The sequence below is a fragment of the Brachybacterium huguangmaarense genome (genome assembly GCF_025725725.1).
GTDB lineage: Bacteria > Actinomycetota > Actinomycetes > Actinomycetales > Dermabacteraceae > Brachybacterium > Brachybacterium huguangmaarense.
On the sequence record NZ_CP107020.1, the window covers coordinates 2,543,692 to 2,556,331 of the forward strand.

10 protein-coding genes are annotated in these 12,640 nt (G+C 71.1%); 5 read left to right on the plus strand and 5 right to left on the minus strand.

The window, feature by feature from the left end; genetic code table 11:
* The first annotated feature begins 10 nt into the window (after window positions 1-10).
* From BRM3_RS11690 to BRM3_RS11700, 3 genes are all read left to right on the plus strand, one after another.
* Entirely contained in the window at window positions 11-3,103 is a 3,093-nt protein-coding gene (locus BRM3_RS11690; RefSeq protein WP_263593479.1) for a bifunctional [glutamine synthetase] adenylyltransferase/[glutamine synthetase]-adenylyl-L-tyrosine phosphorylase, read from the plus strand.
* 73 nt (window positions 3,104-3,176) lie between these two features.
* Window positions 3,177-4,094: a PD-(D/E)XK nuclease family protein gene (locus BRM3_RS11695; RefSeq protein WP_263593480.1), complete on the plus strand. Its 918-nt coding sequence runs from the start codon at window positions 3,177-3,179 to the stop codon at window positions 4,092-4,094.
* A 99-nt stretch (window positions 4,095-4,193) separates the two neighbouring features.
* Window positions 4,194-4,736 (plus strand): STM3941 family protein, encoded by a 543-nt coding sequence (locus tag BRM3_RS11700; RefSeq protein ID WP_263593481.1) that lies wholly within the window; start codon window positions 4,194-4,196, stop codon window positions 4,734-4,736.
* A gap of 64 nt (window positions 4,737-4,800) precedes the next feature.
* Here the strand turns inward: BRM3_RS11700 and BRM3_RS11705 are convergent, their stop codons facing one another.
* Window positions 4,801-5,904, minus strand: a complete 1,104-nt coding sequence (locus BRM3_RS11705; protein ID WP_396126921.1) for a fatty acid desaturase family protein — start codon at window positions 5,902-5,904, stop codon at window positions 4,801-4,803.
* Window positions 5,905-6,225: 321 nt separating this feature from the next.
* Window positions 6,226-7,656, minus strand: coding sequence for a type I glutamate--ammonia ligase (glnA, locus tag BRM3_RS11710; protein WP_263593482.1), 1,431 nt, complete (start codon window positions 7,654-7,656; stop codon window positions 6,226-6,228).
* A gap of 173 nt (window positions 7,657-7,829) precedes the next feature.
* Here glnA and BRM3_RS11715 point away from each other — a divergent pair, with 173 nt between their 5' ends.
* Window positions 7,830-8,264, plus strand: coding sequence for an RDD family protein (locus BRM3_RS11715; RefSeq protein WP_263593483.1), 435 nt, complete (start codon window positions 7,830-7,832; stop codon window positions 8,262-8,264).
* Between the two features lie 277 nt (window positions 8,265-8,541).
* Here the strand turns inward: BRM3_RS11715 and BRM3_RS11720 are convergent, their stop codons facing one another.
* From BRM3_RS11720 to lipB, 3 genes are all read right to left on the minus strand, one after another.
* Window positions 8,542-9,279, minus strand: a complete 738-nt coding sequence (locus BRM3_RS11720) for a DUF4191 domain-containing protein (RefSeq protein WP_263593484.1) — start codon at window positions 9,277-9,279, stop codon at window positions 8,542-8,544.
* A gap of 21 nt (window positions 9,280-9,300) precedes the next feature.
* On the minus strand, window positions 9,301-10,323 hold the full coding sequence (gene lipA / locus BRM3_RS11725; RefSeq protein WP_263593485.1) for a lipoyl synthase: 1,023 nt from the start codon (window positions 10,321-10,323) through the stop codon (window positions 9,301-9,303).
* 73 nt (window positions 10,324-10,396) lie between these two features.
* Window positions 10,397-11,095, minus strand: a complete 699-nt coding sequence (gene lipB, locus BRM3_RS11730) for a lipoyl(octanoyl) transferase LipB (protein WP_263593486.1) — start codon at window positions 11,093-11,095, stop codon at window positions 10,397-10,399.
* Window positions 11,096-11,171: 76 nt separating this feature from the next.
* On the opposite strand from lipB, the gene BRM3_RS11735 reads away from it, so the two are divergent.
* Window positions 11,172-12,506 (plus strand): hypothetical protein, encoded by a 1,335-nt coding sequence (locus BRM3_RS11735; RefSeq protein ID WP_263593487.1) that lies wholly within the window; start codon window positions 11,172-11,174, stop codon window positions 12,504-12,506.
* Window positions 12,507-12,640 lie beyond the last annotated feature (134 nt).

Genomic DNA, 12,640 nt, shown 5'->3' on the forward strand with positions numbered 1-12,640 from the left:
GGTCGGGCAGATGAGCACCGGCGCGCTCGCGCGGGCCGGCTTCGGGGACACGGATCGGGCCCAGCGCTTCTTGGGCGACCGCGCGCTGCGCGGGCTCGACGCGGCGGGGGCCGAGGCCATCGGGCACACCGCCGACGCCGACGAGGCGCTGCTGGGGCTGCTCCGCGTGGCCGAGGCCGCCCGCGCCGACCAGGAGGCGGGGATCGACGTCGACGCCCTGCTCGGCTCGGTCGGCGAGCAGGGCTCGGCGGGCTCGCGCCTCGTGACCGTGCTGGGCTCCTCGGTCGCCCTGGGGGACTTCCTGGCCCGCCATCCCGAACGTCTCGAAGCGCTCGGGGACCGCACGGGCGAGACGATGCCGCGAGAGCAGGTGCGCGCGCACCTGCTGCGCGCCGTCGGCGCGGACCCGGAGGCCGATCCGCCGGTCTCCGCGCTCGACGGGCGCGAGGCCCGGGACGCCCTGCGCGTGGCCTACCACGAGCGCCTCCTGCAGATCGCCGTGGCCGACCTGACCGCGGAGCGGGCGATCGACGTGCAGCCCGACGTGTCCCGCGCCCTCGCCGACCTCGCCGACGCGTCCCTCGAGACGGCCCTCGCGATCGCGCGGGCGGGCGTCGAGGGCCATGAGGGCGTGCGCCTGGCGATCCTCGCGATGGGCAAGACGGGGGCCCGCGAGCTCAACTACATCTCCGACGTCGACGTCATCTACGTCGCCGAGCCGCGCACCGCCGAGGGGGCGGCGGACGGCGAGACCTCCGGGGACGAGGACGCGCTGATCGCCGTCGCCGCGGCGCTCGGGCGCGAGATCGCACGCGTGTGCGCCGACCGCACCGCCGAGGGGTCGCTCTGGCAGGTCGACGCGAACCTGCGGCCCGAGGGCAAGGACGGTCCGCTCGCCCGGACCCTCGACTCGTGCCGCCGCTACTACCGCCAGTGGGCCAAGTCGTGGGAGTTCCAGGCGCTGCTCAAGGCGCGCCCGGCCGCCGGGGACCTCGAGCTCGGCCAGGACTTCGTCGACATGGTCTCCCCGCAGGTCTGGCAGGCCTCGACCCGCGACTCCTTCGTCGAGGACTCCCGGGCCATGCGGCGGCGCGTCATCGACCACATCCCGCGCGGCGAGGTCGAGCGCAACCTCAAGCTCGGCCCCGGCGGCCTGCGCGACGTCGAGTTCACCGTGCAGCTGCTGCAGATGGTCCACGGGCGCCACGACGAGTCGATCCGCGCCCGCGGGACCCTGCCCGCCCTCGCGGCCCTGCGCGACGGCGGCTACATCGGCCGCCGGCCCGCCGCGGAGCTCGACGAGGCCTATCGCTTCCTGCGCACGGTCGAGCACCGCCTGCAGTTGCACCGCATGCGCCGCACCCACGTGCTGCCGACCGCGCCCGCCGACATCCGCCGGCTCGCCCGCAGCCTCCGCCTGGCGCCCGAGGACTTCGTGTTCGTGTATGAGCGGACCCGGCGCCGGGTGCGCCACCTCCACGAGGAGATCTTCTACCGCCCCCTCCTGGTCACCGCCTCGACCCTGTCCGACGGCCAGGTGCGGCTGTCGCCGGAGGCCGCCGCGTCCCGGCTCGCGGCGATCGGCTATCGCGACCCGCGACGGGCGCTCGGCCACATCGAGGCGCTCACCGAGGGGATCTCGCGGCGCGCCGCGATCCAGCGCCAGCTGCTGCCGAGCCTGCTCGAGTGGTTCGCCGACGGCATCGACCCCGACATGGGGCTGATCGCCTTCCGGCGCCTGTCCGAGCAGGTGGGCTCGGCCCACTGGTACATGGGCATGCTGCGCGACTCGGGCGTCGCCGCCCAGCGCCTCACGCGCGTGCTCGCGGACTCCCGGTACGTGGGCCAGCAGCTCGAGCAGATCCCCGAGGCCGTGCGCTGGCTGGCGCGCGACGACGAGCTGCGGCCGCTCGACCGCGACGAGCTGCTCTCCGAGTTCGACGCCGTGATCCGGCGCGTCGACACGGCCCAGGCCGCGACCGACGTGCTGCGGCGCACCCGTCGCCGCGAGCTGCTGCGCGTGGCCATGGCGCACCTGGTGCACCTGATCGACCCGCCGGCCGTGGCCGCCGCGCTCACCGACATCGCCGAGGCCGTGCTGCGCGCGGGGGTGCGCGTGGCCGCCTACACGGTCCTCGTGGACGAACGGGCGGCGCGGGGAACAGGGGAGGAGGCCGAGGGCGCGTCCCAGGAGGTCCCGCGGACGGCGACCGCCCTCGAGAGCCTCGGCATCGACCTCGCCGTGATCGCCTTCGGCAGCTTCGGCGCCAAGGAGATGGGGTACTCCTCGGACGCCGACGTGCAGTTCGTGGTCGACGACCGCGGGGCCGGGGACCGGGCCGGCGAGCTCGGCGTCAAGGTCGCCTCGGCCGTGCAGAAGATCCTCAACGCGCCCTCGGCCGGTGCGGACATGAAAGTGAGCGCCGACCTGCGCCCCGAAGGCCGCAACGGCGTGCTCGCCCGCACCGTCGAGTCCTGGACCGACTACTACGCCAAGAGCGCCGAGACGTGGGAGAAGCAGGCCCTCGTGCGCGCCCGGGTGGTGGTCGGGTCCGACGACGTCGCCGCGCGCCTGACCGCGGTCATGGACTCCCACCGCTACCCGCGCGGCGGCCTCGCCGTCCGCGAGCGGCGGTACATCGTGCGCATGAAGGCGCGCGTGGAGTCCGGCCGCCTCCCGCGGGGTGCCGACCCGTCACGCCACCTCAAGCTCGGACGCGGCTCGATGACCGACGTCGAGTGGGTGGCCCAGCTGCTCGTGATGGACCACGGCTCCGCGTGCGCGAGGCTGCGCGGCACGACGGGCACGCTCGCCCTGCTCGGGATCCTGGCCGACGAGGGACTGCTCGGCCGCGGCCAGGCCGACGACCTCGCCGAGGCCTGGTCCCTCGCGTGGGGGCTGCGGCGCGCCCTGTTCCTGTGGAAGGGACGCGAGTCCGACATCCTCCCGCTCGACCGCACCGAGCTGCAGGCCGCGGCGCGCGTGGTCCAGGGGGAGACGGGCACGGCGGCGGGCATCGAGGAGACGTATCTGCGCGTGACACGTCACGCGCGCGGCATCGCCGAGGAGCTCCTGTTCGGTGGCGGGGAGTCGGGCGCGTAGCCTGGGGGAGCTGCCCGCCTCACAAGGCCCTGCCCTGCCCTGCTCCGCCCCGCCCTGCCGTCTCCGAGGATCCATGACCACACCCAAGCTCAGCGCGGACACCCCCCGCGGCCGCATGTACCGCCTCGAGCCGGACGGCCCTCTCGTCTATCCGTCGATCACGACGGTCGCCGGGATGCGCGCCAAGGACCATCTGCAGGGCTGGTACGCCGCGATGGCGTCCAAGCGGGCACTCGAGATGTACTCGTGGCTCGATCGCAACCCCGCCCGGGCCCAGACGGAGATCTCGCGCGTGACGCGAGACCGGTGGGGAAGTCAGAAGCGCATCGCGGCCGCCGCCGAGGAGCACACCCGGCGCGCCTCCGACTTCGGCACCCTCGTGCACGCGGTGTGCGAGGACTGGGAGCGTAGCGGGCAGCGCCCGGACCGCGCGGCGGTCGCCGCACACGTCGAGGCCATGCGCACGGGCTCCGGCGCGTTCGCGACCGAGCCCTCCCTCGACGACCTGCTCCAGCGCGCAGGGGTCCGCCTCGACGGCTTCGACGAGTTCCTGCAGGACTTCTCCCCGGAGTTCGTGGAGATCGAGCAGACCGTGGTCAACCACACCGTCGGCTACGCCGGCACGACCGACTGCATCGTGAGGATCGGCAACACCGTGCTGTCGGGGGACATCAAGACCTCCAAGAAGGTGCGCGGCGACTACGCGCTGCAGGGCGTGGCCGTGGTCAACGCCGAGCAGCTCCTCGACGACGACGGTGCGGTGCGCGAGGCCCCCGAGATGACGGGCGCGTTCATCATCCACCTGCCGGAGGCCGGCGGCTACCAGGTGGTCCCCCTGAAGACCACGCGGGCCGAGTTCGACGTGTTCCGGGCCCTCAAGCAGGTGTGGGCCTTCGAGGCGGATGCGTGCGCCCTCGAGGCCACGGGCGACCCCAAGTCGCTCCTGCTGAGCCTGCTCAAGGCCAAGGGCGGTCTCGACGCGCTCGGATGAGCCCGGCGACCTGACCATCCAGCTGCGACGAGTTCCAGACACTTCTCAGAGTCTGTACAGTTGACGGCTTGTGCTCGACGAACCCCGAGGAGATCCGGCATGACCACGCCCAAGAACGACGTTGACGCCTGGGCTGCCGCCCTCGGGCAAGGCCTCACGGTGCCCTTCAACTTCTCCCGCGGCAAGACCGTGTTCATGATCGTCGTCTCGCTGATATTCGTCCTGATCGGCCTGGCGATGGCAGGTGGGGACAGCATCCTGTGGAAGGTCATCGGGTGGCTCGCTGTCGTCCTCTTCGCCATGAGCGTCGTCGTCCAGATCCGTCGACTGTTCCGCCGTGAACCTGCCATCGAGGTCTCGCCCGAGGGAGTCACGATGACGACGGCGAAGGCCGGCACGATCCCGTGGTCGCACATCCTCGACGTGCGCGGCATCAAGCAGAGCTCGAACATGTTCATCGAACTCGTCGTGACCACGGAGGAAGCTGACCGCCAGGTCGCATCCGGCCTCTCAGTCGGAGAGCGCGAGCTCGAGGACGGGACCTCGCAGAAGGTCCTGTGGGCTCCGAACGGAGTTGCCGTCTCCAAGCCCGCCCTGTGCTCGTGGCTCCACCAGGAATCGATGGCACGTCGCGTTGCGTGAGCTCGAGCTGTTCAGGACCTCGCTCTCGGAGGCTTGAGCGTTCCCCCCGCGTGAACGGTATGGCTCATGAAGCTCCCCGGTATTGGGCCAGGACGGGGCATTCGAAGGGATCCCGTGCAGCGAGACCGACGTCATTGAGGTAGCGGACCACGATGAGGTAGGAGCGGTGGATCGGCTCTTCGACGTACGGGACGGCCAGTCGCTCGCACTGCGCGCGAACGATCTCTCGGGCCTTCGCGAGGTGGGGGCGTGGCATCGAGGGGAAGAGATGATGCTCGATCTGGTAGTTCAAGCCTCCGTAGAGCAGGGTGGCCCACCAGCCACCCCTGATGTTCCGGGAGGTGCGGACCTGCTTGGAAAAGAAGTCGAGGCGCGCTCCGGGGGCGATGACCGGCATCCCCTTGTGGTTCGGGGCGAAGGAGGCGCCCATGCACACCCCGAAGACAGCGAGCTGCACACCGAGGAACGCGAATGCCATCCCGAGCGGCAACAGGATGAACACCGGCACGACGAGCGCAGCGAAGCGCCCCGTGATCAGTGCCAGCTCAGTGAAACGATGAGTTGTCCTCTTCGGTGAGAACAGGTGCCGGAAGCTGTGGCCGTGGAGGTTGAGGCCTTCGAGCGTGAGGAGCGGAAAGAACAACCACCCCTGGCGTGAGGTGATCCAACGGCGCAGCCCGCGGGCCTGGGCGGCGTCAGCAGCCACGAAGGAGACGGTGTCGACAGCAATGTCCGGGTCCTTGCCGACCTGGTTCGGATTGCCGTGGTGGCGGGAGTGCTTGGAGTCCCACCAGCTGAAGCTGAGTCCGACGACGCCCGCGAGCAGCCGCGCAAGACGTGTGTTCGCCTTCCCGCTCGAAAGGACTTGTCTGTGGCCTGCCTCATGGGCGATGAACGCGACCTGGGTGAAGACGATGCCGAGGACGGCGGCGATTACGAGCTGGAACCAACTTGTGCCGAGCACGACGAATGCCGTCACGCACCCGGTGAAGATCAAAGCCAATGCAGCGCCGACGAGCACGTAGTACCAGCGTGCCCGGTCCAGCAGGCCTTCGGCTTTGACAGCATGGGACACGTCGACGAATGCTCTGAGCTGCGGCGGGAAGGAGTCGGCGTCTACGTATACCTGGCGCTGATTCATGAGTGCTGTGGGGTCAAGGGTCGCCATCACGGGCCGCCTTCGGTGTGGCGCGTGAACCGGCGCCGAGTCTGCCGAGGGGCTCCCCAACACCTCAACCATAGCCCCGAGGGCTGGTAGAACCATGTGCACCTACCGGGAGATGCATGATCGCATGCGGCCACGAGTGATCGGGTATGGCACCGGTACGCGTCATCGCTGATCCGCTCCGGCCTGTCCGCGAACGAGGTCCAGGCGCGGCTGTGCCACGGAGGAGTCCGCACGATCCGCTGTCAGGGACGCTCCCGCGGATCGTGCGGACATCATGCGGACACCGGGGCGTCCGCAGCCGCTGTGACCTGGATGGGACGATCAGATGTCGTAGTACAGCTCGAACTCGTGGGGGTGAGGACGGAAGCGGAAGGGATCGATCTCCTTGGTCCGCTTGTAGTCGATCCACGTCTCGATCAGGTCCTCGGGGAACACGTCGCCCTCGGTGAGGTAGTCGTGGTCGGCCTCGAGGGCCTCGAGCGCTTCGTCGAGCGAGGACGGGAGCTGCTTGATCTGCGCGTGCTCCTCGGGGGGCAGCTCGTACAGGTCCTTGTCGATCGGCTCGGGGGGCTCGATCCGGTTGCGGATGCCGTCGATGCCGGCCATGAGCTGCGCCGCGAAGGACAGGTACGGGTTGGCCGAGGGGTCGGGCGCACGGAACTCGATGCGCTTGGCCTTGGGCGACGTGCCCGTCACGGGGATACGGATGCACGCCGAGCGGTTGCGGGCCGAGTAGACCATGTTGACGGGCGCCTCGAAGCCCGGCACCAGGCGCTTGAACGAGTTCACCGTCGGGTTGGTGAACGCGACGAGCGAGGAGGCGTGCTCGATGAGGCCGCCGATGTACCAGCGGGCGGTGTCCGAGAGGCCGCCGTAGCCGCGCTCGTCGTAGAACAGCGGCTCGCCGTCCTTCCACAGGCTCTGGTGGGTGTGCATGCCCGAGCCGTTGTCGCCGAACAGGGGCTTGGGCATGAAGGTGACGGTCTTGCCGTTCTCCCACACCACGTTCTTGACGACGTACTTGAACTTCATGACGTCGTCGGCCGCCTGCAGCAGCGTGTTGAAGCGGTAGTTGATCTCCTGCTGGCCGCCCGTGCCGACCTCGTGGTGGGCGCGCTCGACCTCGAGGCCGGTCTCGCCGAGGACCGCGCAGATCTCGTCGCGCAGGTCGGCCATCTGGTCGTTGGGAGAGACGGGGAAGTAGCCGCCCTTGACGCGGGTCTTGTAGCCGAGGTTGCCCCCGAACTCCGACTCGTCGCGTCCGGTGTTCCAGACCGCCTCGTCGGAGTCGATCTTGTAGAAGCCCTCGTTGATGCTCGTCGAGAAGCGCACGTCGTCGAAGATGTAGAACTCGGCCTCGGCGGCGAAGTTCGCGGTGTCCGCGATGCCGGTCGAGCGCATGTACTCCTCGGCCTTGGCGGCGACGGTGCGCGGGTCGCGCGAGTACGGCTCGTCCGTGAACGGATCGACGATCGAGAAGTTGATGATGAGCGTCTTGCGCTCGCGGAACGGGTCGATGTAGGCCGTCTCGAGGTCCGGGACGAGCTTCATGTCGGACTCGTGGATCGCCTGGAAGCCACGGATCGACGAGCCGTCGAACAGCTGGCCGGTGGCGATGGCCTCCTCGTCGAACGACGCGGCCGGCACGTTGAAGTGCTGCATCACGCCGGGCAGGTCGATGAAGCGGATGTCGATGAACTCGACGTCCTCTTCCTCGATGAACTTCGCGACCTCGCTGGGATTGCTGAACACTCTTCCTCCATCCGCGCGGAACCCCGCGCGTGTCTGATCCCCTGGGGGCGGACGTTCGGTGGTGCGGCGGCGAGGCGGGCCCGCTGCCCCGTCGTACCGGGTCGGACCCGGCCCGGTCAGTGTAGGCAGAGGTGCTCCGTCGTCCTCGGCATTGCCCGGATAGAGTGCAGGACGTGATCGATCGCGAAGACCTCGGCTCCTGGATCGAGGGAGTGCCCACCGACCCCGACTACGTCAAGGGCTCGGGGCTCGGACTGCCCGCGAGCGGGCCCGGGTCGGTCGCGCCGATCGGGCTCCGCTTCGTGTCCTACGCGATCGACTGGAGCCTGTGCCTCGTCCTCTCGCTGCTCCTGCACGACACGAGCCCTGCGCTCGTGTGGCCCCTGTTCACAGCCATGAACCTCGTGCTCCTGACGCTGTTCGGCGCCACGGTCGGACAGTTCGTGCTGCGCCTGCGCGTGGTCCCCGTGGCGCGTCGCTGGCCCATGGTGCTGCGCGCCCTCGTGCGGACCCTCCTGCTCCTGCTCCTGCTGCCCACGCTCGTGTGGAACCGCGACGGGCAGCCGCTCCAGGACGTCGCGGCGGGCACCGCCGTCGTGCGCGCGTGATCGCCGTCACAGCGCGCTGACCTGCGCAAACATCGTTTATCACAGTCCGGTAACGAAGATAACGGAACGGTAACGGTGCCGGCGTCCCGGGGACGACGTGCCTGGTGGCAGGCGATTCGCGAGGGCGCCGAGGCCATCGCGACGCGCCGTTCTCGGTCGATGCCTTCGAAACGGCGAATGCCCTGTCAGGACGCCTCTCCGCGGGGACAGGCGTCGTGACAGGGCATGGGGTTGGGCGGGCGCCCGACTGGGCGCGCCGACGGGCCGCCGGCGGGGCTCAGCGGCCGCGCATGGCCTTGCGGTTGGGGCGGGCGCGCATCGGGTCGACGCCCTTGGGGATGGCCTGGCGCACGGGGCTCGGCATGGCGTGCAGGCGCTTGGAGACCGCGCCGGCCTCGTCCTTGGTCAGGGTCGGGCGCATGCGGGTCATGTGGCTGGCGAGCTTGGGCAGGGGCACCTCGCCCTTGTCCTTGTCGTCGCCGACGACGATCTGGTGGACCGGGACGTTGGGCAGCAGCCGGCTCAGGCGTCCGCTCTCCTTCTCCAGCAGGCGCAGCGCGCGACCGGAGGAGCTCTCGGTGACGAGGGCGACGCCCGCGCGGCCGCTCGCACGGAACAGCATGTCCTGGCTGCGCGGGTCGATCGCGCACGGCTCGTCCTCGACGCTCCAGCCACGACGGATCGACTGCATCGTCGCGAGAGCCGCGCCCTTCTGCCCGGCGATGCGGCCGTACGCGGCCGACTCGGCCTTGCGCGCGAGGATGTACATCGCGGCAAGCAGGCCCACCATCAGGCCCAGCAGGATCGTCACGAAGATGACGTAGGCCGAGCCGTTGAACACGAGCAGCGCCAGCAGGATCGCGATCACGAGCGGCACCAGGAGCCCGGCGAGCATGATCGGCAGGGTGCTCCGGTCGATCTGCTGGGTCTGCTGGAAGACCTGGTACATCTGCTTGAGGCGACCCGGCTTCTTCGCGGGCTTGGGGGCGTCGGGGCGTGCGGTATTGCGCGGCATGTTCTCTTCTTTACGGGGAGATCAGGAGGCGGACGGCAGACGGCGCCGGGCCACGACGCTCGCGGCCTCCTGATAGGCGGGGGTCTCGGAGTCGAGGTGGCGCAGATCCTCCGGGATCTCGCGGCCGAGCTTCTTCATCGCCTGCGACCACAGGCGCCCCGAGCGGTACGAGGAGCGCACCATGGGCCCGGCCATGACGGCCAGGAAGCCCATCTCCTCGGCGGCCTCGGACAGCTCGAGGAACATCTCGGGCTTGAGGAACCGCGCGATCGGATGATGGAGCTTGGACGGGCGCAGGTACTGCGTGATGGTCAGGATGTCGCAGCCGGACTCGACCAGCTGCTCCATGGTGTCGATGATCTCCTCGTCGGTCTCGCCCATGCCGAGGATCAGGTTCGACTTGGTGACCAGGCCCGCGTCCTTGGCGGCCTGGATCACCTCGAGGCTGCGCTCGAAGCGGAACGCGGGGCGGATCTGCTTGAAGATGCGCGGCACGGTCTCGAGGTTGTGGGCGAACACCTCGGGCGCGGAGTCGAAGATCGCCTCGAGCGCGGCCGGGTTGCCCTTGATGTCGTCGACGAGCAGCTCGACGCCGGTGCCCGGGTTCATCGCGTGCACCTGGCGGCAGGTCTCCGCGAACAGCCACGAGGCGCCGTCGGGCAGGTCGTCGCGCGCGACACCCGTGATGGTCGTGTAGCGCAGGCCCATCTCCTTGACGGAGCGCGCCACCTTGAAGGGCTCCATCGGATCGACCGCGAGCGGCTTGCCGGTCGCGATGTTGCAGAAGTCGCAGCGGCGGGTGCAGGTGTCGCCGCCGATCAGGAACGACGCCTCGCGGTCCTCCCAGCACTCGAAGATGTTGGGGCAGCCCGCTTCCTCGCACACGGTGTGCAGGCCCTGCCCGTGCACCCGCTTCTTCATGTCGGTGTACTCGGGGCCCATGACGGCCCGGGTCTTGATCCAATCGGGCTTGCGCTCGATAGGCGTCTCGGCGTTGCGCGCCTCGACGCGGAGCAGCCGTCGACCTTCCGGTGCGATCGTCACGCTGGGGTCTCCTCCCGTCGCAGTGTCTGCGGCAGTCTATCGGCCCGGCGCCCTCGGGCGGGCATGCACGGGATCAGTCGGCGCGGCCCGCCGTGCGCTCGGCCACGAGCTCGGCCATCGCGGCCTCTGCGCGACCGATCACGTCCGCGACCCGGATCTCCCGGCCGCTCTCCCGGCTGAGGCTCGTGACGCCCGCGTCGTCGATGCCGCACGGGATCACGTTCTGGGCCCACGACAGGTCGTTGGCGCAGTTCAGGGCGAAGCCGTGCATGGTCGTGCGCCGGGAGACGCGCATGCCGATCGCGGCGACCTTGCGGTCCTCCTCGCCGGGGCGTGTGACCCAGACGCCGCTGCGGCCCTCGACGGGCACGGTGTCGACCCCGAAGCCGGCGCACACGGAGATGAGCGCGCGCTCGAGGGCGCGCACGAAGCCGACCACGTCGATCGGGGCGGGCAGACGCACGATGGGGTAGCCCACCAGCTGCTGGGGGCCGTGCCACGTGATCTTGCCGCCGCGGTCCACGTCCACGACGGGGGCACCGTCGCGCGGGCGCTCGTGGTCGGCGGTCAGCTTCCCGGCGGTGTAGACCGCCTGGTGTTCGAGCAGCAGGAGGGTGTCCGGCCGCGTGCCGGCGACGACGTCGGCGTGGACGGCGCGCTGGACGTCCCAGGCGGCGCGGTACTCGACGGGCCCCGGCGGCAGGCCGAACTCCTCATGGCGGTCGCCGCCGTCGAGGGGATCGGAGAAGCCGAGGCGGATCACGTCGAGCACACGGCGATCCTACGCCTCACCTGCGGATTGTGGACGAGCGCGATCGTGCGTCCGCCGCCGTGTGTTCACTGGGCCCATGACGGAGGGACGGCGGGCGGCACGCATGCCGCACGAGACGGGAGAGCTCGCGCCGAGCGCGTGCACGGCCATCGAGCACGTGACGGGCGACGAGCTCCGCGTGGTCGAGTCCGCCCGCACCCCGGCGGGGCGCCGTGTGGTCGTGGTCCGCGCGATCGCGCCCGGCGGCATCGCCGGCGTGCTCGAGGAGGCGCAGCTGCTCGGCGAGCTCGAGGCGGCCGGTGCGACGGCGCTCCCGCGGGTGCTCGGCACGTCCGCGACGGCCTACGTGCGCGAGGACGCCCCGCCCTGGGGCGCCCGCCCGGGGCGCCGGCGGGCGGAGACGGGCAGCCCCGCGACGGCCGAGCGCGTGGCCCTCGCGGCCGCGCGGGAGCTGCTCGACGCCTCCGTGTCCGCGCTCCACGAACGCGGGTACGTGCTCGGCCTCGAGGGGCGCGAGGGCCTCGCGCTGCGCCCCGACGGGAGCGTGGTGGTCACGGAGCTGGGCTCGCTCCGGCGCGCGGAGGACCTCGCCTCGCGCCGTGCGGACCAGCGCTGGGTCGACGGGGTGCTCGGCGACCAGGGCCGCACTCTGCGACGCCGCCACGAGACCCTGACGATCGCACCGAGGACGAGCGACGGAGAACGGGAGACGCCGGTGCGGTCAGGCCCGGCTGCGGCCCCGCCGGCGGGATCCGACGACACCGGCCGGAGCGGCGGCGCCTGGGCGGCGCCGCCGGCACCGGCGACCTGGCATCGGAACGCGACGGGGCGTCGTGCCCAGCGGCGACGCCCGCGCCCCCGGCGCCCTCGACGCCTGCTGGCAGGAGCGGTCGCCGTCGCGCTGGTCTCGATGACGCTCACGCTGCTGATCGCCACGCGGGCCGAGGCCCCGACCGGATCGCGCACGACCGCGCGGCCCGCCGCGACACGCCCGACCGAGAGCGTGGCCGAGGCCCCGGCCGAGACCTCCGCCGTGGTGGCTCCCGAGGATCCCGTCGCGCTCGTCGCCGCCCTCGCCTCGGCCCGGCGGGCCCATGTGGTGGGCAAGGCCGGGGACAGCGCGACCCTGCCCTCCTCGCCCGCCGCCCAGGAGGACGGCCGGCTCGCCGAGGCCTACGCCGGGATCGACGTCGCCGGCTGGGAGACCCAGGTGGTCTCCGCGGAGGTCACGGCGCTCGACACCGCGGCCGGCACGGCGACGGTCCGGGCGCGGGTCGCCGAGTCGCCCTGCACGCTCACCTATGCGGACGGCTCGTCCCGGGTGGTGCCGGCCGCCGCCGAGCACGACGTCGAGCTCCGCCTGGCCTGGGAGGACGGCCGATGGCTGCTGACCGAGGTGGCACCGGCGTGAAGCAGGCGGACACGGGCCCGGGGGAGCGGCGGGCGGCGGCGGAGGCGTCAGAAGTGTCAGGGGTGGACGAGGGGCCCGTCACCTCGCGGTGACGGGCCCCTCCGGCGTCTCGAGCTCCTCGCGGACCTCAGGGA